The organism is Salinivibrio sp. IB282, from assembly GCF_001995685.1.
GTDB classification, from domain to species: domain Bacteria; phylum Pseudomonadota; class Gammaproteobacteria; order Enterobacterales; family Vibrionaceae; genus Salinivibrio; species Salinivibrio kushneri.
Genome location: NZ_MUET01000004.1, coordinates 33,718 through 57,008 on the forward strand (window position 1 = coordinate 33,718; position 23,291 = coordinate 57,008).

The following is a 23,291-nucleotide window of genomic DNA, read 5'->3' on the forward strand; positions in this document are numbered from 1 at the left end:
AACAGCTTGCGCCAGTGGAAGAGGTAGGATACGAGTGTCGCGATAACCGAAAGACGCTTAAGGTTACCTCTCCTTGCGAACACAGCTTTTCAACATCATCCAGTGTTGAAACCAAGCAGCGTGAATATCCATATATCACCCACACAATATACGATTCGGATATAAAAGCAAATCGTTATTGCGCGCAAGGTTTGTGATGCCAGAGTTTGAGCTGTCAGACAAAAACACCCTTGTTGACGTTTTATACAGTGAAATATCTGTCTTTTCGTGGGGGGGACTATGGCTGATTCGCGCTGAAGACGCTGAGTGAACCGAGCAGTGCGGTTAACGTATGTGGCTTGCAAAGGGAAGGGGAGGCCAGATGCGCGCGACACACGGTCGCGCGCATGCATGCTAGACGCGCATGTTCAATGACTTACTGACGGTCGAACTCAAGGCGCGTTGAATAGCGTTCGTCGCTGTGTTGACCGTGCTCAAAGGCTATTTGGCCATTGACGATGGTCATATCAATGCTAGAGCCGAAAGTGTGGCCGTCAAACGGTGACCATTGGCACTGGTAGAAGAGGTTATCTTGACCAACCGTCTGGGTTTGGTTGAGATCCACCAGCACTAAATCGGCCCAATAGCCTTCACGGATAAAGCCACGATCTTTCACCTGATAGCGAACTGCAGGGGCGTGTGCGACTTTTTGCACCACCAAAGGCAAATCGAAGATACCACGATGATAAAACTCTAAGGCCACCTGCAACGCGTGTTGCACAAGTGGCAGGCCAGCCGGCGCGTTGAAATAGCTGTTTTGTTTTTCTTCATACGTATGAGGCGCATGATCGGTGGCAATCACATCAATTACCCCGTCTTTGACTGCTTGAATCAGCGCTTGCTGATGGTGAGCTTCTTTGATCGCTGGGTTACATTTGATCAAAGTGCCTTTGGTCGCGTAATCATCCCGGTTGAAAAACAGGTGATGGACACAGGCTTCCGCAGTGATCTGCTTTTGCTGCAGAGCTTCGAGCGTTTTAGCTGGCTCAAACTGATACAGCTCATCTTCCGTGGTTAAGTGCAGCACATGCAGGCGTGTGCCGTGCTTTTTAGCGAGATTGACTGCCAACTGTGAGGATTTTAAGCATGCCTCTTTGGAGCGAATATGGGCATGGGCGTCAATCGGCACGTCTTCACCATATTTTTCGCGATAGATGCTCTCGAGTTCGCTGATCATGGGGGTGTCTTCGCAATGGGTGGCGATGAGCGTGGGACAGTCAGCAAAAATGGCGTTGAGTGTCTCTGGGTCATTGACCAGCATATTGCCCGTAGAGGCGCCCATAAACACTTTTACTCCGCAGGCGCTATTTGGGTCTAAACGACGGATTTCATCAATGTTGTCGTTGGTCGCGCCCAAGTAAAACGCGTAGTTAGCATGGCTGGATTGCGCGGCGCGTTGATATTTTTCTTCCAGTGCCTCTAGCGTCGTGGTGGGCGGGTTGACGTTAGGCATTTCCATGTAGGTGGTAATGCCCCCCGCGACCGCGGCTTTGGATTCGGTGGCGATGGTGCCTTTTTTCGGGAAGCCTGGCTCACGAAAGTGCACTTGATCGTCAATCATTCCTGGGAGGAGGTGCTTGCCGGTGGCATCTATTACGCGGCAATCGGCCGCGGCGGGGGCACTGATATCTTGGGCGATTTGACTAATTCGGCCATTTTCAACCAGGACATCCGTTTCAACAATCTGTCCTTCGTTGACAACGGAGACATTCTTAAATAATAGAGTGGTCATGCTGTGATCCTTACATGTCAAGGCATTGGCGTTATATTAACGCAATCGATTACTTGATTCAGCCCCTGATTGTTTAGGGAGATTAATCAAGTCTTAACCGAATGTTGACGCAATTATTGTACATTAGCATTGTCAGCATATTGCCCTTCAAGTAGGGCTGCCGCATACTTGGCGCGGTAAACAACAATAAAAGGGAGTGAACCATGGCGGAAGAAACAATTTTTAGCAAAATCATTCGTAAAGAAATCCCCGCGGATGTTTTGTATCAGGATGAACTCGTGACCGCCTTTCGCGATATCAACCCGCGTGCCCCTGTGCATATCTTGGTGGTGCCCAATAAGTTGATTCCGACCACCAACGATGTGGATACCGATGACGAGCTTGCACTGGGACGTATGATTACCGTGGCGAAAAAATTAGCCGCTGACGAAGGGATTGCCGAAGACGGTTACCGCTTGATCATGAATTGTAACCAACATGGTGGGCAAGAGGTTTACCACATTCATATGCATCTAGTCGGAGGCCGAGCGTTGGGGCCGATGGTGGTCGGCTAGTCACGATAAGCGTTAAGAGGGTGATATATGGGTAAATGGCTGTGTTTGCTGGCAACCCTTAGCCTGTTGGCTGGATGTGCCACCGGCCAGCCATCGCTTTCTATCACGCCAGGACAATCTGTGGTTTATTCGGATAATACACTGGCGCAGGTACTCGACGTTAAACGGCGGGCGTGTGCCGGTGCGAAGACCATACAACAAACCTGTTTAACGCTGATCAATCGTAGCCAGCATTCTCAGTGGATGCGTTACCGCTTTTATTGGTACGACAAACAAGGGCTGCAAGTGGAGGCCTCGCCGTCTGAGTGGCAGCGTATTTCGTTGCCTGCGAAGGCCTCTAAACGTATCAATACTCGGATGCCGACCGCGAGCGCGACCCAGTACCGCATGGTGATTGTTCACTAGCGTGTCTCCTTACGCCGAGATCATCAGCCAGGCTCTTACTTATTGTTGAGGAAATAACAATGGCACTTGTCCGCTTTGCTTGTTTATCCATGCCGTCGGCGGGGCGCCAGTCTTCACTGCGACAGTATTCACTGCGACAGTATTCACTGCGACAGTATTCACTGCGACAGTATTCACTGCGACAGCGTTCACTGCGACAGCATTCACTGTTCACCACACTGGTCGTGACGTTTTTCTTACTGACCGTGATGGGCTGTGGGCCACGTACACAACCGGTTTATCAACCGGGTGCCCAGAGCCCATCGACAACCACCCCCTCTCGTCGGCCTCATCCGAGCTTGGATCAGGCAATGCACGCGGCGGTAAGTGGACTACTTGACAGCCAGCCGTTGCAATCGTCACCCGTCATCCTGGTGCAGCCCATTCAAAACCTGAGTAACACCTACTTTCCGACACAGACGTACTCCGAGCAGCTTAAAGCCGGGTTAGTGAGTGCTGGCCGCATTACGCCAGTGCCTGAGACGAGAGTGCAAGCGGTGCGTCAATCCCTTGGGCTGGCGCAAAATCAAGCATTGGTGGATCCCTCTACCATTGTTCAATATGGCCGAATGCTGGGGGCTGAGTACCAGTTAAGTGGCAAAATAACGACGGGCAGCCCCTATCATCTGCGCTTACAACTGATGGACTTACACTCAGGTGTGATTGCGTGGCAAGGGGTTGAGACGTTTGTCAGTGAGTGATTGGGCACCAGCGCTAGAGGCCAAGCTTAACATCGAGCTAAGCCGATATTACGCGCAACCTACCCAGATTACGGCGGTTGAGCCACTGGAAGCAGGCTTGACCAATCGATGCTTGCGTTTGACGGACTCTCAAGGTGGACAGAGTGTATGGCGTCCTAATAGCCAAGCAGTCAGAGCGTTTGACATCGATCGGGCGCGTGAAGCTAGCGCACAATCTTTGGCCGCCAATCATGGATTGGCACTTCAGCCGATTGTGTCGTTAGCAGAAGGCTTGCTGGTGCCCTGGGTGAGCGGTCAACCACTTGATCAGGGCGACGATGATCCAACAGCGATCTTAATTGACTTGTTGGTTCGTATACACCAGCTACCGGTTGAACTTGAAACCGCATCGGTGGATGCACAATGCCAGCATTACGAGCAGCAGCTATCAGCCGCGAACGTGCATCGTCTAGCAGATATTAAAGCCTGGGCAATCGCGCAGCGACCTGCCAAGGAGGGCGATATTCCGGTGGTATGTCACATGGATCTGGGCGCTTACAACGTTGTGATGACGCCCAGGCGTGGGGCTGTCGTGCTCGATTGGGAATATGCACGTACGGCCGATGCGCACCTTGATATTGCGTTGTTTTGTCGTGTCAATGCCCTACAGCCTGATGCGGTGATTGAAACCTACTGTGCGCAGCAACAGATAAAAGCGACGGAGGCGGTGCGCAGGCGCGTGTTGGCGTGGTTGCCGTTTGCCGACTATTTGGCGCTATGCTGGTATGAGGTAGGTGCCAAATTGTATCGGCTACCGGCCTATAAAGAGGCGGCTAATCAGCTTTTTGAACAGCTGGCGGTACAAAGGCGAGGCTAATTGAACACGGAGGAAGGGATGGTCAAACAAGGTTGTCGAACAGGGTGGTTAGCTGGCTGTTTGCTCTTGCTGGTGGGCTGTACCACAGAGCTGGCCTATAACACCTTGCCGTTTTGGATTCATTACTACATTGACGATATTGTTAATTTGCGCCCCGAGCAGTCCCGCCAAGTCAAAGCCGATCTCGATAAGATTCAACAATGGCACCGCACTCACGAATTACCGGCGATTGCCGAGCGCTTAGGACTGATCGCCACACAAAGTACCGAGCGGCAGACGATGGCGCAGTTGCGCGACCATCAAGAGGCGGTGAAAGAGAGAATTCGTACAACGCTAAAGGCGTTTATACCCGCCACCGCACGTTTACTGGATAGTTTTGACGATGAGCAAGCGCAAGCACTGACGCAGTGGATGGAAGAGGAAATTGAACAAGCCACCCAGCGTCGTGCCAAGCGTTCGGAAGATGAACAGTTTGCCTATCAGCGGGATGACTTAGAGGAAGATACCGAAGAGTGGGTGGGGGATACCGACCGCGATCAGCAGCCGCTATTCGCCGAAATGGCGCAATACCAACAAGCGGCGATGCCGACATTCCGTCATGTACGCGAGCAGTTAGTCAGCCGTCTGTTCAACATTATCAATAACAGACAATCGATTGATACCGAAGCGGCGTTGTCGCAATGGGTGGACGATGTGGTGGCGTGGCGAGCCGGACCAGAGACCGAAACCGAAATGGCGATATATCGTTCGCGGCGGCTTGATTGGCTGTTGCGCCTGGATCGCAGTTTAGATGACGCGCAACGCAACCGCTTAGTCGAGAGCCTCAATGAGTGGCAAACGCGTCTTAGTGACATGAGCCGTTGATCCTTGCCTCTCGCAATGTCTGCTGGAGCGGGTCGCGTTGTCTTATTATCGCGACGAGGTGCCGACATCGTGGCGGGTCAATACCCTGATTATTTTTAGGGTGATCTTGCTCATTTTTCTGTCCGGAGGGCTATGCTATTGATAAGGGTCACAGCTTTGCGACAACCAAGGATGGATTTACATGATCATATATCTTCACGGTTTCGATGCCACCAGCCCCGGCAACCATGAAAAAGTGCTGCAGCTTCAATTTGTCGATGACGATGTGCGCACCATCAACTACAGCACCATGCACCCTAAGCACGATATGCAACATCTGTTGAAACAGGTTCAGACTCAAATTGACGCCAGTAGCGATCCAGACCCTTTGATCTGCGGTGTCGGCTTGGGGGCTTATTGGTCTGAGCGGATTGGCTTTCTGTGTGGTATTAAGCAGGTGATCATTAACCCCAACCTCCATCCTTATGAAAACATGCAGGGCAAAATCGACCGCCCAGAAGAGTACGAAGACATCGCCACTAAATGCGTAACTGACTTTCGCCAACGTAATCAGCAGCGTGCATTAGTTATCTTGTCGCGAGAAGATGAGGTGTTAGATAGCCAACGCAGCTACCATTTGCTCTCTCCGTTTTATCCCGTACGCTGGGATGAAAAACAAAGCCATAAATTTAAAAATCTCTCCGCCCACCTACAAGCCATTGCCCAGTTTAAACAATCGGCCTAATGCCATGCTCGTAACCCTAGTGTTGCGAGCATTTGGTGTAATTTTCCTACATGTTATCCATTAATTAAGCGCAGACAAGGCTCGAAGTAATTGTCGTTTTACGGCAAAATAGAGACGCGCGTTGACGAACAACACAACAAAAAAGAACGCAAAATACGTAATAGATGTTGTTAGTTACTGACAAAATGCCAATGAGTGCCAGTTTTAGCCAGTCGCCGGTGGGCGGCTAGCGTGTATTTTTTTAGTTAGGTAAGGATGTAGAAGTGACCAAAATTATCGTTGTCGGTGGCGGTGCAGGCGGGCTTGAGCTTGCGACCAAGCTGGGCCGAACGTTAGGCCGCAAACGTCGTGCAGAGATCACCTTGGTGGATAAAAACAGTAGCCATTTGTGGAAGCCATTGCTGCATGAAGTGGCAACCGGTTCAATGGACGAGGGTGTCGATGCACTGAGCTATCGTGCCCACGCTAAAAACCATGGCTTTGATTTCCAAATGGGCACGCTATGGGACATTGACCGTGACCAGAAAGTGATCACGCTCGCGCCCATGTATGATGAAAACAATGAGCTGTTGATGCCTGAGCGTGAGCTGGAATACGACATCCTAGTGATGGCGATTGGCTCAACGTCGAACGATTTCAACACGCCAGGGGTACGGGATAATTGTATTTTCCTCGACAACCCCAAGCAGGCGCATCGTTTCCGTCGTGAGATGAATAACGAGTTTATGCGCTTACACGCGAAACACGGTGACGGCAGTGTGGATATTGCCATTGTCGGTGCGGGCGCGACAGGGGTGGCCAAGGCCGATGAGGAAGGGTTGGAAACCAAAGAAGGCGAGCGCATCCACGCTGATATTATGGTGTGGGCGGCAGGCATTAAAGCCCCTGACTTTTTGAAAGATATTGCCAGTTTAGAAACCAACCGTATCAATCAGCTCGAAGTAAACAACACTCTGCAGACCACCCGTGACGAGAACATCTTTGTGATCGGTGACTGCGCGGCGTGTACACAAGAAGACGGCAGCAAAGTACCGCCGCGTGCACAATCTGCGCATCAGATGGCCAGTCGCTGTTTTAGTAACATTGTGGCGAAGTTGAATGGGCGTGAACTCAAACCATATGTGTTTAAAGATCACGGTTCTTTAGTCTCACTCAGCCGCTTTTCTACCGTGGGTAGTTTGATGGGTAACCTGACCAAAGGCTCGATGATGATTGAGGGCCGGATTGCTCGCATGGTTTATATCTCTCTATACCGGATGCACCAAATTGCGCTGCACGGTTATGTCAAAACCGGTTTGATGATGCTGGTTGGGCGGATTAACCGCGTGTTGCGTCCAAGTCTAAAGTTGCACTAAACGTTGCGCCTGCATCAGGCTCCGCGAAACTAAACAATAAGACCGAGGCATGCCTCGGTCTTATTGATCGTAGTCAATAAAGTTAGATATTACGTTCGCACAAGTCTTGATGGGTGACTATTTTATATTAGTGGTGACTAAATAAAAATATATCATCAGGAGGAGCAATGCGTTCAATCATTACGACGGTTATTGTCGCTACCGGACTTATAGCGAGTCAGGTTGCATCAGCATTACCCCGCAACGAACCCGTCTCGCCTATTACCCCGCCAGAAGAGATCCATATCGGAAAAGCCGAGCTTGGTAAGAAACTATTTTTTGACCCACGGCTATCTAAGTCTGGCTTCATTTCATGTAACTCCTGCCATAACCTCAGCATGGGTGGCAGTGATAACCTAAAAACGTCGATTGGTCATAATTGGCAACAAGGCCCGATTAATTCGCCTACCGTTTTGAACTCTAGCTTGTCTATTGCTCAATTTTGGGACGGTCGCGCGTCTGATTTGCAAGAGCAGGCCGGCGGGCCGATCGCGAACCCAGGAGAGATGGCGTCGAACCATGTGCTCGCCATCGATGTTCTGCAGTCCATTCCGCAATATGTGCGTGAATTCAACCAAGTGTTTGGTGTCACGGAGATCACGATTGATCACGTGACGGATGCTATTGCCGAGTTTGAGCGTACCTTGGTCACGCCCAACTCTCCTTTCGATCAGTGGTTAATGGGGGATGATTCTGCGATCAGTGATTATGAGTTGGCGGGTTATCGTCTGTTTGTCGAGTCAGGGTGCGTGGCATGCCATAACGGCAGTGCGTTAGGCGGTACCTCGTTTCAGAAAATGGGCTTGCTTGAGCCTTATCAAACTGATAATCCCGTCGAAGGGCGTATCGCGGTCACGGGTAAAGATGCGGATCGCTTTATGTTCAAGGTGCCGACGCTACGTAATGTGGAATTAACCTATCCGTATTTCCATGACGGTGAAGCGCAAACGTTAACAGAGGCGGTCGACATTATGGGGCGTCTGCAATTAGGTCGTAAGTTTACCGATGATGAAAATGCGAAGATTGTGGCGTTCTTGCTCACATTGACTGGCGATCAGCCGAGCTTTGACTTGCCGACACTTCCACCTTCCAACGCTGATACCCCAGTGCCTCAGCCGTTTGACGATTAAGTGATGTTGCCAGCTCGTGCCGGTTAGCACTGGAATGAGCTGGCATTTTGCATGATAGTGGTTGCCGCCTGACATGAAAGGCGTCACAATAGCCCCGCAATCAAGATTATTGATATCACTTCTAGAGCAACCCTCCTGACGCCGAGTTTTTCTCACACCACGATATTGATATTCATGACCCTAAGTGATGGGCCATGCGGCCTGTGACGACATTTTTTATTTATTGAGATCAATTGATGAGTTTCTCCTCTTTAGGACTATCTGCACCACTATTAAAAGCCGTACAAGAGCAAGGCTATACCACACCCTCACCGATTCAGGAAAAAGCGATTCCAGCGGTGATTGAAGGCCAAGACGTGATGGCGGCCGCGCAAACCGGTACAGGTAAAACGGCGGGCTTTACTTTGCCTATTTTAGAGCGTTTACAAGCAGGTAAACGCGCGCGTCCTAACCACGTGCGCACCCTGATTCTGACTCCAACGCGTGAGCTTGCCGCCCAAGTACATAAAAATGTTGAGCAGTACAGCCAGCATACATCGCTGAGCTCTATGGTGGTATTTGGCGGGGTGAAGATAAACCCGCAGATGATGAAGCTTCGCAAAGGGGCTGATGTGCTGGTGGCGACACCAGGGCGTTTATTGGATTTGTATCAGCAAAATGCGGTGCGTTTTTCTCAGCTGGAAGTGCTGGTGTTGGATGAAGCTGATCGCATGCTAGACATGGGGTTTATTCGTGATATCCGCAAGATCTTGGGGTTGTTGCCAGCCAAGCGGCAAAACTTGCTGTTCTCTGCCACTTTCTCGGCTGACATCCGCCAGCTAGCGAAAGAGCTGGTGAATAATCCGGTTGAGATCTCGGTGAGCCCTGCGAACCAAACCGCGACAGGGGTGGAGCAGTGCATTTATCCGGTTGATAAAAAGAAAAAGCCCGCGATGCTGCTTTCTTTGATTGCTGACAATAACTGGCAACAGGTGTTGGTGTTTAGCAAAACCAAGCACGGTGCCAACCGCTTGTCACGTTATCTGGATGAATACGGCGTCAGTGCCGCCGCCATTCATGGTAACAAGAGCCAAGGCGCGCGCACCAAAGCACTTGAACAATTCAAAACCGGTGACGTGCGAGTGTTGGTGGCAACCGATATCGCGGCGCGGGGTATTGATATTGCCCAACTGCCACAAGTGGTGAACTTCGATTTACCTCATGTGGCGGAAGATTATGTTCACCGTATTGGTCGTACCGGTCGTGCGGGGGCGGTAGGCAATGCGGTCTCTTTGGTGTGTGCGGATGAAGCCAAAGATTTGTTTGCCATTGAGCGCTTGATTAAAAAGGTTCTCCCGCGCCATAGCTTGGCGGACTTTCCGGTGACGAACCCAGTGCCAGAGTCTAAGCTTGATACGCGCCCAATCAAGCCCAAGAAACCGAAAAAGAACAAACCGCGTCAGGATGGTCAACGCTCTGGTGACAATGCACGTGGTCACAAACCGGTGGGAAAAAACCGTCGCCATACCCACAAACCAAGTGGCGGTAAGCCCAACTCATCTCGTTCACAGAGTAAAACGCCATCATAAGTGGGGCGTAAGGGTAGGCATCGGCATGCTGATTGCGTGCCTTCGATGGTGTAGTAAAAAGAAAAAGCCGGTGTGGTCACACCGGCTTTCTTGTTTTAACGCTTATCGGTCGCACCGACAGTCGGGGGACTTATTGATCCTGAACTTTACGCACCTGAATAATCATGCCCATCATGGGATTATCCAAATAGTGGGTTTCGCCACTGCGCATCCGTCGTTTGTGCGTGAACGCGTAAGGCTGCAAAAAGCGCTCAATGTGATACTGCTTCTCGACCTTTTCTAGGCCTGCAACTTGCACGTTATCTGTCTGTGATGAGGCACCTTGCTGCGCATCTGTGGTTTGCAGTGGCATATTGATCACGTCCTCAACCAGTGCGCGCCGCTCACTGGGCTCTCGTAGCACCATGTTGGCTTCGACGAACAAGTAATGCTGGACGTAGACGCGCAGTGTGCCATCTAGCTCATAGAGGGGTTGGCGAGGAGGCGTCGTTTCCAGTGCCTGCTCGTCCCACGCTTGTTTGCTATCTGACGCCGTGTTGCTTGACGAGGTGGGTTGCGCGGTCACCGGCGTGCCGTCTGGATTAAAGCGGTCGCGGTAGTCTTTTCCGGCACTGACACGCAGCAAAGGCAGGGCAGCGCGGCCACTGTCATCTTGACGCCATGCAACATGCACCATCGGCGTAAAGCCCGCATGGTTAGAGAGTTTGTTGTAAGCATTGGTCAGCTGCCATTGGCTGGGTGGCAGCGGGGTGAGTCCCGCATTTTGTAGCGCGCTATTGTTAGTGACGGGAATAGCACGGCTGACCGACGTGGCATCCGCTTGAGTGGGCCAGCTTTCTTCGACACTGGCCGGGTTTTGATTGCGTTTAAACACAATCAATTCCACATCATAAAGTCGCTTAGCTAAAACCGGTTGGCTAAGTGAGATCAGTAGCAACGCCCAAAGGCTCTGCTTGGTATAGCGTGCTAGCCAGCCTGGTGGGTGACATGAATGATTTTTCAAAGGTTACTCCGTTTTCTTTGGCAAGCCATTATGCGACCAGTTGGTGACTTGCAAATTGAGTCAACAGCTCATCAATAAAGTTCATCCGCTCCCGTCGATCGGTGAGACTTTCGATAAACTTAATTTTGGTTGGCCCGTCAAATTTATACTTGTCTGGCCGCGATTGTAACAGCCCGACCAAGAATCCGGGATCAATTTGCGCGTCCTCGTGAAACTCGACCATGCCGCCACGATCACTGGCTTCGATCTTTTTCACCCCTAATGCGGCAGCACGTATTTTTAATTGCTGGATATGAAGCAGATTCTTGGTGGCGTCAGGCAGCAGACCAAAACGGTCTATCAACTCAACTTGCAGCTCATTGATATCATCATTGGACTTGGCGCTGGCAATACGTTTATACATCGATAAACGCATATTGATATCGGGAATGTAGTCATCTGGTAACAGCGCAGGCAGGCGTAGCTCAATGTCGGTTTGTTCATTCAGCAATACATCTAAGCTCGGCTCTTTGCCTTCTTTCAATGCCTCGACGGCCTGCTCAAGCATGTCCATGTATAGGGTGAAACCAACCGATTGGATTTGACCACTTTGCTCGTCACCGAGTAGCTCGCCGGCGCCGCGTATCTCCAAGTCTTGAGTCGCAAGGGTAAAGCCGGCACCGAGATCTTCGAGCGAGGCAATGGCGTCCAGCCGTTTTGCCGCATCTTTGGTCATCCGTTTAGGATGGGGGGTCAACAGATACGCATAGGCTTGATGGTGCGAACGACCCACTCGACCGCGCAGCTGGTGGAGTTGCGCAAGACCAAAGTGGTCGGCGCGATCAATAATAATGGTGTTGGCTGAGGGAATATCGATACCGGTTTCGATAATGGTGGTACATACCAGCACGTTGTATCGTTGATGGTAGAAATCGCTCATGATCTTTTCTAGCTCACGTTCGCGCATTTGGCCATGGGCCACGGTCACGCGAGCTTCTGGGATCATTTCACTGATTTCATTGGCCGTTTTTTCTATGGTCTCGATATCATTGTGTAAAAAGTACACCTGGCCACCGCGCATAATCTCACGCAGTAATGACTCTTTAATCAGGCTGTCTTCGCGTTCACGGACAAAGGTTTTCRCCGCGAGGCGGCGCGACGGTGGGGTGGCGATAATCGAAAGATCGCGCATGCCACTCATCGCCATATTCAGTGTTCTGGGGATCGGCGTGGCGGTTAAGGTGAGAATATCTACATTGGCGCGCATCGCCTTAATTTTCTCTTTCTGGCGAACCCCAAAGCGGTGCTCCTCATCAACAATCAATAAACCGAGGTCGCGCAGCTTTACATCGGATTGCAGTAACTTATGGGTGCCGATGAGAATGTCCACTTTACCCGCTTCACAATCGGCTAAAATCGCTTTTTGCTCTTTTGCGGACTTAAAGCGTGACAACACCTCCACACGGACAGGAAGGTTAGCGAAGCGATCGCGGAAATTCTCGAAATGCTGTTGCGCCAACAGGGTGGTCGGGACTAACACGGCAATTTGCTTGCTGTTATTAACCGCTAAGAAGGCGGCACGCATGGCCACTTCGGTTTTACCAAAGCCAACATCGCCACACACCAAACGATCCATGGCAATGGGGCGACACATATCCGACAGCACGGCGTTGATAGCTTGTGATTGATCACTGGTTTCTTCAAACGGGAACGTCGCCCGGAAGGCGCGATAGGCGTCTTTGTCATGGCTAAAGGCAAAGCCAGGTTTGGTTTCTCGCTTGGCATAAACATCAAGCAGTTCGGCGGCGACATCGCGCACCTTCTCAGCGGCGCGGCGGCGTGCTTTTTCCCACGCCTCGCCGCCAAGTTTATGCACAGGCGCGCTCTCTTCCGCGCCACCGGAATAGCGGCTAATCAAGTGTAGTGCGCCCACCGGCACATATAGCTTGGCGCCCTGTTGGTATTCCAGCGTCATATATTCGGTTTTGAGCCCGCCAGCTTCCRGGGTTTGTAAGCCCTGGTAGCGACCAATACCGTGCTCAAGATGCACAACGGGTTGGCCAGGTTTTAGTTCGGCCAAGCTTCTGATCACCGCATCGCTGCTGACACTCTGCTTTCGCTTGTCGCGGCGGCGTTGCTGTACCGCGCGCTCGCCAAACATGTCGCTTTCACAAATCAGCGCAAATTGGCGGGTGTTATCAATAAAGCCTTGATCAACGGGCCCGATGATTAGGCCAAATCGACTGGGTTGCGACAAGGCTTCGGGCAGGCCATCAGCCACCATCGGGCGGATTTTGGCTTGGGCGAGGAGATCGAGTAGCGCTTCGCGTCGCCCTTCAGACTCAACTGAGAAAATGATGTCGCCGTCAAATTGCTCGCTGAACTGGCGCAGCGCCGCAAGGGGCTCTTTGGCTTGATGATTGACCGTCAACGTTGGTAGCGGCGTAATATCGAGGTTTTCTCGTCCTGCTTTTTCAGTGACAGTGTCACTTTCTAGCTTTAAGCGTGGGTAGTGCTTAAGCGTAGTAAACAGGGACTCTTTGCTTAACCAGAGCGCATCGGGGGGGAGCAGCGGTCGAAGCGGATCGACGCGACGCTGATCATAGCGGTTTGCCACATCGGCTTGGAAATGATCAATGGCGCTTTCCATATCGCCGACCGATAACACCAATGTATTGTCAGGCAAATGGTCAAACAAGGTTTCTGTTTGTTCAAAAAACAGCGGCAGCCAGTATTCAATCCCGGCCGGCCAGGTTTTTTTACTTACCTGCTGGTAAATGGATTCTGGCTCTCGGCGCGCTTCAAAATGCTCGCGAAACCGGCCACGAAAATATTCTACTGCGGCATCATCGGTGGGGAATTCATGCGCCGGCAACAGCTGGATGTGTTCCAGTTCCCCGGTTGAGCGTTGGTTTTCCGGGTCAAATTGACGAATGGTGTCGACTTCATCGTCAAAAAAATCAATACGATAAGGTTCGTCACTGCCCATTGGGAACAGGTCGAGGATCGAACCTCGGCTGGCAAACTCGCCATGCTCCATCACTTGATCAACATGACGGTAGCCCGCATCGGTGAGCTGATCACGCAACTTCTCAAGCGATAAGATATCGCCTTTTTTCACCATTAAGGCATGTTGATGGAGAAAATGTCGCGGCGTCACGCGCTGTAATGCGGTGCTCGCTGGCGCAATGAGTACCCCGTCTTGTTGATGAGGAAGCTGATACAGGCAAGACAAACGCGCGGAAATAATATCCTGATGGGGGGAGAAACTGTCGTAGGGCAGGGTTTCCCAGTCAGGAAAGAGGTCGCAATGGCCTTGAGTAAATTGGCGAATGGCGGGCTGCAAACGCACGGCGGTTTGGTTGTCCGGCACCAAAAGAAACACCGGGCCGGCGTGTTGCTGCGTGAGCGTGGCAATGGCTAGCGGTAATGCAGCCCCTGATAGATTACCGAGATGTTTAACATCGCCTGGCCCTGAGGGCAGCGTAAAAGCATAGAGCGGTTGTTGGGTCATGATTTTAACTGCTTGATTGTTTGCGGTTTCGTGCACGTTTTTTTAGTAGTTTCTGCTGATGATGCAGCGCCGCACGAATGAGCGTGTCGCGGTCTTCTTCCATTAAACGCGTGTACTGGATTTGGATCACATAGTCAGGATTTTCTTGCTCACTGTCGGCATCAGGCTCGCACCCGGTGACGACGCCGTAACAATAGATGGCCGTCGGCGGATAATCGAGAAATAACTTCACGCGCGCATGCACGCCTTTTTTAAGCGGTGAATGACTATGGTAAGAAAAACTGCTCGCCCCAAAGGTGTGTGTCACAAAGCGATGATCGGGCTGATCTTCGTGACTGAGCATATAGCCCATCATCAGTGTCATTTTTTCGTTCTGAGCCTGCAGCACCCGGAATAACGCAGAGGCATCCTCTGGATCGATAGCCTTTAAATCTTTTTCTACGTCGCTATCGAGCTGGCCGCATTGACTCGCCAGGCGAAAAGGCGCCGGGATTTCGGCGGTAAAAGCCTGAGCATCCGGCTGGGCTTGATTGTCAGCAAGAGGCTCAACATTAATGCGAATCGCCGCTCGCACAGAAAAATATTCGTCTTGGCTCATCACTGTGCCTTAGGTTGCAGTTGTATTAATGATTATCACGCACCCGTGGCAAGAGGTAAAGATCAGTCGCAGTTTCTGGGGGCGGTGAGGCGTTAATTAGGGTGACAATGGTGCCTTTCGTACAAGGTCGGCTTGGCGTGCCCCAATTGGACAGGTATGCTTGCAGCGAATCAAAACAATAAGCTAGGTGCGCTATGTTTCAACCCTTGTCGGTGTTTATTGGCTTGCGATATTTACGCGGCCGTTCAGCCGACCGTTTTGGCCGCTTCGTCTCGTCGATGTCGACGGCAGGCATTGCTATTGGCGTGATGGCGTTAATCACCGTCTCGTCGGTGATGAATGGCTTTGAAGCTCAGCTGAAAGGCCGAATTCTCGGCGTGTTGCCCCATGCGATTATTGCCAATGGGCAAGCACATCCAGATCAAACCGCGATTGAGCGTTGGCCTCACGTGATTGATACGGCACCGATACAAACCACGGATGCCGTGATTCAAAGCCGCAAAGGCTTAAGCGCTGGCTTGTTAGAGGGCATCGACCCCAGTGCGCATGAGCCCTTGGCTGCCCACTTATTGCAAGGTGAATTATCGGCACTGGCCGCCGGGCGCTATCAAGTGATCATTGGGCGTAGCATGGCCTCTGAGTTACAACTTCGCGTCGGGGATGCCGTGCGCGTGATGGTAACCAGTGCCAGCCGCTTTACACCGATAGGTCGGATCCCCGCACAGCGTCTCTTTACGGTGGCGGGGATCTTTCATACCGGCACGGATGTCGATGGGCAGTTAATGCTGGCTAACATTGAGGATGTGGCGAGACTCAGTGGGGAGCCGCCGTCTCAAGCCAACGACTTACGCCTGTTTTTAGATGATCCATTTGCCATTACCCAATTAAAGACACATGCTGATCCCGGTACTTGGACGGATTGGCGTGTGTGGCGTGGCGAGCTGTTTCAAGCGGTAAAAATGGAAAAGAACATGATGAGTTTGATGCTCAGCCTGATTGTGATTGTTGCTGCCTTTAACATTATTTCCGCGCTGATCATGGTGGTCATGGAAAAGCAATCTGAGGTCGCGATTCTAAAAACCCTTGGGATGCAAGATAAAGACATTGTGGCTGTCTTTGTTGCTCAAGGCAGCTTGAGTGGTGTGCTGGGCGCGGCGGTAGGCGGCGTACTTGGTGTGCTCCTATCGGCATACATCAATGAAATCATGTCTATTTTTGGCGTGAGTCTGCTGGGTAACGGCCTAGCGTTACCTGTGGTTATTAATCCTTTTCATGTGGTGATGGTATTAGGCTTAGCGGTCGTGCTAAGTGTGCTAGCCACGCTATTTCCTGCGTTTAAAGCGGCATCTGTTCACCCTGCTGAGGCACTGCGTTATGAGTAAATCTTTGTTGTCCTGTCACCGCGTCAGTAAAACGTATCAAGAGGGCGGWCAGCCGACCTGCGTGTTAAACGATGTTTCCTTGACCATTGCCCCGGGAGAGCTGGTGGCGATAGTGGGCTCCTCTGGCTCGGGGAAAAGTACATTATTACACACCTTAGGGACGCTCGATTTGCCCTCGGAAGGTGATGTGTGGATTGAGGGTGAGGCGGTCAATGCGATGACGGCCAAGCAGCAAGCGAAGCTGCGCAATCAAACGCTTGGGTTTGTTTATCAATTTCACCATTTGCTCGCCGATTTCACCGCGCTGGAAAATGTGATGATGCCGCTTTTGATCAACAAAATGCGCCACAGCGCCGCGTCTGAACGTGCGACGGCCATGCTCAACGCGGTAGGGGTCGGACACCGGCTCAGCCATCGCCCGGCAGAGCTATCAGGTGGCGAACGGCAGCGTGTGGCCATTGCACGTGCATTAGTCAATGAACCCAAGTTGGTACTGGCCGATGAGCCGACCGGCAACTTGGATCATACCACTGCGCTCGAAATCTACGATTTGATGCGCCAGTTAAATGCCCAACATGGCACGGCCTTTTTAGTGGTAACCCATGACGGTGAGCTGGCAGCAAAATTGGGTCGTCAACTGACCATGCAAGACGGCCAGTTGCTGGGGCAGGAGGAAGCATGAAGCCTTTATCGCTGGCCATTGGTCGTCGCTTTAGTCGCGCCAGACAAAGAAACCGTTTGGTCTCCTTTATATCCTTGTCGTCAGTGATCGGGATTGCAGTGGGGGTCATGGTGATCATTGTCGGCCTGTCGGCGATGAACGGGTTTGAACGTGAGTTGAATCAACGTGTGCTGTCTGTGGTACCGCATGCCCAAGTGTTTGGTGTTAATGGTCCTATCGATAACTGGCAACAGGTCAAACGTCAGACTGAGCAGCATCCCAATGTCGAGGCTGCGGCTCCCTATGTTGAGCTGACGGTGTTGATGGAGCATGGCTCGGCGTTACAGCCTGCGAAAATTCGCGCGGTTGATCCGAGTGATGAACAAACCGTGAGTCGCATTGGTGATTATATTGAAGGTGGCTGGGAGAGCTTGCCAGTTGGGCAGTCGCAGATTGTGTTGGGACAAGGTGTGGCGGCGAAGCTGGGCGTTAGTCAAGGGGATTGGTTAACGGTCATGGTCCCTGCGACGGACAGCCAACTTGCATTGCGCGCCCCAAAGCGAGTGAGAATGCAAGTGGCAGGCCWGTTACGCCTTGGTGGCCAAATTGACCATTCATTGGCCCTGATGCGACTTCAGGACGCGCAATCTATTATGCAAATGGGACAGTCAGTGACCGGTGTGTCTCTAAAGGTGTCTCCGGTGTTGCAGGCCCGTCAGATTGTACATGAAGTCGGCCAAACGCTAACCACCTATGTGTATCTAAAAGACTGGACCAGTGAGTTCGGTTATTTATATCGAGACATCCAATTGGTGAGAACCATCATGTATTTGGTCATGGTGCTGGTGATTGGCGTGGCCTGCTTCAACGTGGTGTCAACCTTGATGATGTCGGTAAAAGATAGAGCCGCGGACATCGCGATTTTGCGTACCATGGGGGCAGAAGATCGGCTGATTCGTCGCATCTTTATTTGGTATGGGCTCTTTTCTGGTGCCTTAGGCAGTGTGTTGGGCAGTATCTTGGGCGTCACTCTCGCCACTCACCTCACGGCGATATTGTCTCAGGTCGAACAGTGGCTCGGGCATCGCTTTTTATCAGGGGATGTGTACTTTATTAATTTCCTGCCCAGTGAACTGCATGCTGCGGACGTGGCGCTTGTGAGTATCACTGCCATACTGCTTAGTTTGCTTGCCGCTTGGTATCCTGCCCGAAGAGCTTGTCAGCTCGAGCCTGCCGCGGTGTTGAGTGCCAAATAGTGGCTATGCCGCTTGGCATGCTGTGATCACTGATACGCTTTATTGTATTAACACCAAGAGCCCGACAATGGGCTCTTTTTGATCTGCCTTGCTGACCCCTAAAGGGAATACCATGTGCAGACGCGGGGCTGACGATTGCATCGCACTTTTGCCTGACGACGGTTGGTCGCGTTTGATGCCTCGCGTAGATTAAATCAGGACGATTTAAGAGGGCTTGTTTGGGTTAGGCAACACTTCTTTTATTTTCTTGGGCAAACGTAATTTACGTTTTTCCCAGCTTCTGACCACAGAATAGCGCCATATGCCACGTACAGCGAAATAGCCGATGACAGCCATCACCAGTCCGCTGGTGGCGCAGCCTAATAAAAACGGAGGGCCGATGTGGCTCATTTGCTCCGCCAAGTAATGCCACGATAGTTCAAAGTGGAATGGATACGGTGGGCTGTTCATCATCCAGGTACCGAGCTTATAAGCGAGATAAAAAAGCACAGGCATGGTGATGGGGTTGCTTACCCATACTAGCGCAACGGCGAGCGGCAGGTTAACCCCAAATAAGATCGCGAGCCCGGCGGCCATGATCATTTGGCTGGGCAAGGGGACAAATGCCATAAACAGGCCGACGGCAAAGGCACCGGATGCCGACCGGCGGTTAAGGCACCATAAGTTGGGATCATGCAACAGGCTACCAAACACCCTGAGTGCCTTATTGTCGCGCAATGTTTCGCGCTTGGGCATATAGCGTTGGAAAAACTTCTTAGGCATACCTGTTTACATTACCTGGAAATTACGCAATGACGCTGACCTTTACATTGACTGCCGCACTGGCTGTGCTGTCGCTACCTTGGTGGCCAATGTTACCGCCAATTTGGGTCTGCATCATGACAGTGATCGTCTTTGTTGTTGGGTGGAAAAGACGTTGGTGGTGGCTTGCTGGAAGCGCGTTAGGGCTCACTTGGGCTGTATTGTCCGCAAACTTGTATCAAGCCGACGTGATCCACGTCATTTCACACCAAGAGGATACTACAATCAGTGGGACAGTGGGCACCCTTTTCAGCGCAAAAACGGGGGCGCAAGCGATTATTTTTGACGTTGATAAAATTAATCAGACAAGATTGCCGCCTTTTCGCTCAGCCAGAGTGCGCGTTTATTGGCAATCTCCCCCTTATCCCAAGCAAGGTGAACGTTGGCAATTGGTGGTGACGTTTAAGCCCCCTTACGGACGGTTAAACGAGGCGGGATTTGATGCGGAAAAATACTACGTTGCACGGCGAGTGCATGCCAAGGCCCGACTCAAAGAAGCAACGCGGCTAACCGAGCAGGTGAGTTGGCGTCAGCAATTACTTGATACACTCAGCCCAGCTTTGTCGCCGCTTGCCTTTGGGCCGCATTTATTAGCATTGAGCCTTGGCGAGCGGGAATGGTTAACTCCAGCGCACTGGGACACCCTGACGCACAGTGGTTTAGCCCATTTGATGGCTATTTCAGGATTGCATATTGGTTTGGCCTACGGGATTGGGTGGCAAATCGGCCGTTGGGCGCGCGTCTTTCTCCCGGAACGACRCCTGTTTTTATGGCTGCCTTTGTACGTGGCGATTGGGGTGGCCTCGCTCTATGCGGCATTGGCCGGGTTTGCACTGCCCACTCAACGCGCGCTCATTGCCTTGATGCTGGTCTCAATCAGTAAACGCTTGGGAGCACGGATTTCCCCGCTTAATCTGTTGCAGTTAACCTTATTATTGGTATTGCTCCGCGACCCTTTTGCCGGTTTCTCAATGAGTTTTTGGCTTTCGTTTGCCGCTGTGGGGGCCTTATGCATGGCGCATTACACGCTGACCCATGCCGCCTCTGATGGTCGAATACAAACAAGGCCTTGGCTTCGCCCTATCAAGCAGCTTATCGGCATACAATTGATTCTATTGGTAGGAATGCTTCCTTTGCAGTTAGGATTATTTGCAGGGATCAGCGCCGCTGCCACGCCCATTAACCTCGTGGCGGTGCCTTGGGTGGGAATGGTGACCGTTCCACTGGTCTTTGTTGGCCTGCTGAGTGAGAGTCTATCGCTTTCCTGGGTTGCGGATTGGGTATGGGGTGGGGCAAATGCCAGCCTTCATCCAGTGATGGCACTCGCCGATCTGGCGGCGGATACCTGGTTACCCGCCCCAGTCACCTCGGCAGGCTGGGCAATATCGGCGACGGTGCTCGTTTGGGGGTTATACGGCTGGCGTTGGCATCGTTTAAAGGCGGTGATGCTGGTCCTGGTCGCAGCCGTGGTAGCTTGGCGAGATCCTAAACCGGTCAACTGGCAAATTGATGTGTTGGACGTCGGGCATGGGTTGGCGGTATTGATCAGTAAGAATCACCGCGCGGTGCTCTATGACACGGGCAACCGCTGGCAGGTGGGCGGTATTGCACAAGCGGTGATCGCACCGATTCTGACCCATCGTCAAATCAGGCAGTTAGATGGCCTCATTCTCAGTCATGGCGACAGTGATCATGATGGTGGGGCGACGTTTATGTCTGATACCTATTCACCGCAGTGGCGACGTGCCAGTGAGCGTCGTGCTGGGTATCAAGCCTGTGTGGCCGGCGAGCGTTGGCGCTGGCAAGGACTCACCTTTTCGGTACTCTGGCCCCCAGCACAAAAGGCGCGTGCTGATAATGATGATTCCTGTGTAATCCGAGTGTCTGGCGATGGACGTAGCCTGCTGCTCACAGGCGATATAGAAGCCAGTGGAGAGGCTGATTTGTTGGCGTCTCTGACCGATAAACGGGCGCTTAATAGTGACATCATTTTGGTGCCCCACCATGGTAGTGCGTCTTCGTCTTCCTCAGCGTTTATTCGCACCGTTGATCCGGTTTGGGCAGTCGCGTCAACTGGGCTTCTCAACCCATGGCAGCTTCCGTCACCAGAGGTGAAATTGGCCTATCAAAACGCCGGTATCACTTGGCTTGATACGGCGGCAAATGGCCAAGTGCGTTGGCAGGGTGTCGACTCGGGTTGGCAGTTAACACGTTGGCGGCAGGACCGCAGCGATTATTGGTATCGTCAGATGTTTAAACGTCGGCCAGTATATTTGGACGCGGACTTGTAAAAGAGTAGAATGCCCGTCTGTTTAACACATCTAAACGATTTTAATGAGCGAATATCAAGATAAAACGACCTGGCAGACGTTTAAGCAGCTGTGGCCCTACATTGCCAACTATAAAGTAGGGCTGATTGTTGCCATTATCGCCTTGGTGATTAATGCCGCCAGTGACACCCTGATGCTCTCAATGCTAAAGCCTCTGCTTGACCAAGGCTTTACTTATGACGATGTCAAAGGCGATTTCCTCAAATGGATGCCTGTCTATTTGGTCGCACTCATGGTGATACGTGGCTTGTCGAGCTTTGTGTCCGCTTATTGCTTATCTTGGGTGTCGGGTCATGTGGTGATGACCATGCGCCGCCGGATGTTCAATCACTTTATGAAAATGCCCGTCAGCTTTTTTGACCAAGAGTCGTCCGGGGCTCTGCTTTCTCGGATTACCTATGACTCAGAACAAGTCGCGTCAGCGACCAGTAGCGCCTTGGTCAGTTTGGTGCGCGAAGGGGCATCCATTATCGGTTTGATGGCGTTGATGTTTTGGTCAAGCTGGCAGCTCTCCGCTATTCTTCTGGTGATTGCGCCAGTGGTGGCGATTTCTATCCGCATCGTCTCTAAGCGCTTCCGTCGCATTTCTTCCAATATGCAAGATGCCATGGGGTCGGTGACTAGCTCCGCCGAGCAAATGCTTAAAGGGCACAAAGTAGTGTTAAGTTACGGTGGCCAAGACGTTGAAAAGACGCGTTTTGAGAAAGTCAGTAATCGTATGCGCCAGCAGACCATGAAGCTGGTGTCCGCACAAGCGATTGCCAACCCGGTGATCCAGTTGATTGCCTCCATGGCATTGGTGGTGGTACTGATTTTGGCCAACACCGAGGCGATTCGCTCTGAGCTGACCGCAGGTACCTTTGCGGTGGTGTTTGGTGCCATGTTTGGTCTGATGCGCCCACTTAAATCCTTGACCAACGTGACCTCTCAGTTCCAACGCGGGATGGCGGCCTGCCACAGTTTATTTAACCTGATGGAGCTGGAAACGGAAAAAGACACCGGGACACACGCGGTGGAGCAAGTGAGTGGCGACATTAAGGTCGAGGATGTGGTCTTCACCTATCCCACTCGCGACGCACCCGCGCTAAATCATGTCAGCTTTGAGCTGCCAGCGGGTCAGACCCTAGCCCTGGTGGGACGTTCAGGGTCAGGAAAAAGCACCATTGCTAACCTGTTAACCCGTTTTTATGAACTAGACAGTGGCGCGATTACGCTCGATGGCGTCCCGATTGAGGACTATACCCTGGGTAATTTGCGTCAGCATGTCGCRGTGGTGTCGCAAAAYGTTCACCTGTTTAATGACACGGTGGCGAATAACATCGCGTATGCCGCAGAACATAAATACAGCCGTGAGCAAATAGAGCACGCCGCGAAACTTGCCTACGCGGATGACTTTATTCGAGAGCTTGACCACGGTTATGACACCATGATTGGTGAAAACGGGGTGAGCTTGTCTGGCGGACAGCGCCAACGCTTGGCTATTGCGCGTGCCTTGCTACGTAATGCGCCCGTTTTGATCCTGGATGAAGCCACGTCGGCACTGGATACCGAGTCTGAACGTGCGATTCAGGCGGCATTGGATGAGCTGCAAAAAGATCGTACTGTGTTGGTGATTGCACACCGGTTGTCGACCATTGAAGATGCCGATCAGATACTGGTTGTGGATGAAGGAGAGATCGTCGAACGAGGCAGTCATCAAGCACTCCTTGAACGTGACGGTGCTTATGCACAACTTCACCGTATTCAGTTTGGTGACTGAGT

At 51.8% G+C, this 23,291-nt stretch carries 19 protein-coding genes; 14 read left to right on the top strand and 5 right to left on the bottom strand.

All coding sequences use genetic code 11. The features are described 5' to 3' along the window. Positions 1–415 precede the first annotated feature (415 nt). Positions 416–1,771: a dihydroorotase gene (locus BZG14_RS01735; RefSeq protein ID WP_069362538.1), complete on the bottom strand. Its 1,356-nt coding sequence runs from the start codon at positions 1,769–1,771 to the stop codon at positions 416–418. 203 nt (positions 1,772–1,974) lie between these two features. Here BZG14_RS01735 and hinT point away from each other — a divergent pair, with 203 nt between their 5' ends. From hinT to BZG14_RS01780, 9 genes are all read left to right on the top strand, one after another. Then, positions 1,975–2,325 (top strand): purine nucleoside phosphoramidase, encoded by a 351-nt coding sequence (hinT, locus tag BZG14_RS01740; RefSeq protein ID WP_046073123.1) that lies wholly within the window; start codon positions 1,975–1,977, stop codon positions 2,323–2,325. A 27-nt stretch (positions 2,326–2,352) separates the two neighbouring features. Then, the gene (locus tag BZG14_RS01745) at positions 2,353–2,730 is read left to right on the top strand and encodes a DUF1425 domain-containing protein (protein ID WP_069362537.1); all 378 of its coding nucleotides are present in this window, start codon (positions 2,353–2,355) and stop codon (positions 2,728–2,730) included. A 59-nt stretch (positions 2,731–2,789) separates the two neighbouring features. Then, positions 2,790–3,470: a hypothetical protein gene (locus tag BZG14_RS01750; protein WP_077607811.1), complete on the top strand. Its 681-nt coding sequence runs from the start codon at positions 2,790–2,792 to the stop codon at positions 3,468–3,470. After that, positions 3,463–4,326, top strand: a complete 864-nt coding sequence (locus BZG14_RS01755; protein WP_158011717.1) for a phosphotransferase — start codon at positions 3,463–3,465, stop codon at positions 4,324–4,326. The genes BZG14_RS01750 and BZG14_RS01755 overlap by 8 nt, the downstream gene beginning before the upstream one ends. Further along, the gene (locus tag BZG14_RS01760; protein ID WP_131825160.1) at positions 4,327–5,190 is read left to right on the top strand and encodes a DUF6279 family lipoprotein; all 864 of its coding nucleotides are present in this window, start codon (positions 4,327–4,329) and stop codon (positions 5,188–5,190) included. Between the two features lie 181 nt (positions 5,191–5,371). Then, positions 5,372–5,914 (top strand): alpha/beta hydrolase YcfP, encoded by a 543-nt coding sequence (ycfP, locus tag BZG14_RS01765; protein ID WP_069362533.1) that lies wholly within the window; start codon positions 5,372–5,374, stop codon positions 5,912–5,914. Positions 5,915–6,177: 263 nt separating this feature from the next. After that, the gene (locus BZG14_RS01770; RefSeq protein ID WP_077607814.1) at positions 6,178–7,269 is read left to right on the top strand and encodes an NAD(P)/FAD-dependent oxidoreductase; all 1,092 of its coding nucleotides are present in this window, start codon (positions 6,178–6,180) and stop codon (positions 7,267–7,269) included. A gap of 167 nt (positions 7,270–7,436) precedes the next feature. Continuing rightward, on the top strand, positions 7,437–8,438 hold the full coding sequence (locus BZG14_RS01775) for a cytochrome-c peroxidase (RefSeq protein ID WP_077486109.1): 1,002 nt from the start codon (positions 7,437–7,439) through the stop codon (positions 8,436–8,438). A gap of 236 nt (positions 8,439–8,674) precedes the next feature. Next, positions 8,675–10,006 carry a DEAD/DEAH box helicase gene (locus BZG14_RS01780; RefSeq protein WP_077486107.1) on the top strand — a complete coding sequence of 444 codons (1,332 nt, stop codon included), beginning with the start codon at positions 8,675–8,677 and terminating at the stop codon, positions 10,004–10,006. A 130-nt stretch (positions 10,007–10,136) separates the two neighbouring features. Here BZG14_RS01780 and BZG14_RS01785 read toward each other — a convergent pair whose 3' ends face one another. From BZG14_RS01785 to BZG14_RS01795, 3 genes are read right to left on the bottom strand one after another with little or no spacing between them, the layout of a single operon-like run. Further along, positions 10,137–11,009 carry a peptidoglycan binding protein CsiV gene (locus tag BZG14_RS01785; protein WP_077486105.1) on the bottom strand — a complete coding sequence of 291 codons (873 nt, stop codon included), beginning with the start codon at positions 11,007–11,009 and terminating at the stop codon, positions 10,137–10,139. Positions 11,010–11,037: 28 nt separating this feature from the next. Beyond that, the gene (gene mfd, locus BZG14_RS01790) at positions 11,038–14,502 is read right to left on the bottom strand and encodes a transcription-repair coupling factor (protein ID WP_077607815.1); all 3,465 of its coding nucleotides are present in this window, start codon (positions 14,500–14,502) and stop codon (positions 11,038–11,040) included. Positions 14,503–14,506: 4 nt separating this feature from the next. Further along, positions 14,507–15,100 carry a PilZ domain-containing protein gene (locus tag BZG14_RS01795; protein WP_077486100.1) on the bottom strand — a complete coding sequence of 198 codons (594 nt, stop codon included), beginning with the start codon at positions 15,098–15,100 and terminating at the stop codon, positions 14,507–14,509. A gap of 194 nt (positions 15,101–15,294) precedes the next feature. Here BZG14_RS01795 and BZG14_RS01800 point away from each other — a divergent pair, with 194 nt between their 5' ends. From BZG14_RS01800 to lolE, 3 genes are read left to right on the top strand one after another with little or no spacing between them, the layout of a single operon-like run. Next, positions 15,295–16,482, top strand: coding sequence for a lipoprotein-releasing ABC transporter permease subunit (locus tag BZG14_RS01800; RefSeq protein WP_077486098.1), 1,188 nt, complete (start codon positions 15,295–15,297; stop codon positions 16,480–16,482). Further along, complete coding sequence (gene lolD / locus BZG14_RS01805; RefSeq protein WP_077607816.1) at positions 16,475–17,164, top strand: lipoprotein-releasing ABC transporter ATP-binding protein LolD; 690 nt, start codon at positions 16,475–16,477, stop codon at positions 17,162–17,164. The genes BZG14_RS01800 and lolD overlap by 8 nt, the downstream gene beginning before the upstream one ends. Next, positions 17,161–18,399 carry a lipoprotein-releasing ABC transporter permease subunit LolE gene (gene lolE, locus BZG14_RS01810; protein WP_077605295.1) on the top strand — a complete coding sequence of 413 codons (1,239 nt, stop codon included), beginning with the start codon at positions 17,161–17,163 and terminating at the stop codon, positions 18,397–18,399. Before lolD ends, lolE begins: the two co-directional genes overlap by 4 nt. Positions 18,400–18,603: 204 nt before the next feature. Here lolE and BZG14_RS01815 read toward each other — a convergent pair whose 3' ends face one another. Further along, positions 18,604–19,161 carry a DUF2062 domain-containing protein gene (locus tag BZG14_RS01815; RefSeq protein WP_077486092.1) on the bottom strand — a complete coding sequence of 186 codons (558 nt, stop codon included), beginning with the start codon at positions 19,159–19,161 and terminating at the stop codon, positions 18,604–18,606. 29 nt (positions 19,162–19,190) lie between these two features. Between BZG14_RS01815 and BZG14_RS01820 the strand changes: the two genes are divergently transcribed. Beyond that, a complete protein-coding gene (locus BZG14_RS01820) occupies positions 19,191–21,491 on the top strand; it encodes a DNA internalization-related competence protein ComEC/Rec2 (protein WP_077607817.1) in 2,301 nt (766 codons plus the stop codon). A gap of 43 nt (positions 21,492–21,534) precedes the next feature. Then, positions 21,535–23,289: a lipid A ABC transporter ATP-binding protein/permease MsbA gene (gene msbA / locus BZG14_RS01825; protein WP_069362522.1), complete on the top strand. Its 1,755-nt coding sequence runs from the start codon at positions 21,535–21,537 to the stop codon at positions 23,287–23,289. The last annotated feature ends 2 nt before the right edge of the window (positions 23,290–23,291 follow it).

Excerpts from the sequence above, each read along its gene's own strand:
- BZG14_RS01795 (WP_077486100.1), bottom strand. The coding sequence starts at position 15,100 with ATGAGCCAAGACGAATATTTTTCTGTGCGAGCGGCGATTCGCATTAAT.
- ycfP (WP_069362533.1), top strand. The coding sequence starts at position 5,372 with ATGATCATATATCTTCACGGTTTCGATGCCACCAGCCCCGGCAACCAT.
- BZG14_RS01815 (WP_077486092.1), bottom strand. The coding sequence starts at position 19,161 with ATGCCTAAGAAGTTTTTCCAACGCTATATGCCCAAGCGCGAAACATTG.
- BZG14_RS01735 (WP_069362538.1), bottom strand. The coding sequence starts at position 1,771 with ATGACCACTCTATTATTTAAGAATGTCTCCGTTGTCAACGAAGGACAG.
- BZG14_RS01775 (WP_077486109.1), top strand. The coding sequence starts at position 7,437 with ATGCGTTCAATCATTACGACGGTTATTGTCGCTACCGGACTTATAGCG.
- BZG14_RS01780 (WP_077486107.1), top strand. The coding sequence starts at position 8,675 with ATGAGTTTCTCCTCTTTAGGACTATCTGCACCACTATTAAAAGCCGTA.
- BZG14_RS01800 (WP_077486098.1), top strand. The coding sequence starts at position 15,295 with ATGTTTCAACCCTTGTCGGTGTTTATTGGCTTGCGATATTTACGCGGC.
- BZG14_RS01750 (WP_077607811.1), top strand. The coding sequence starts at position 2,790 with ATGGCACTTGTCCGCTTTGCTTGTTTATCCATGCCGTCGGCGGGGCGC.
- BZG14_RS01745 (WP_069362537.1), top strand. The coding sequence starts at position 2,353 with ATGGGTAAATGGCTGTGTTTGCTGGCAACCCTTAGCCTGTTGGCTGGA.
- hinT (WP_046073123.1), top strand. The coding sequence starts at position 1,975 with ATGGCGGAAGAAACAATTTTTAGCAAAATCATTCGTAAAGAAATCCCC.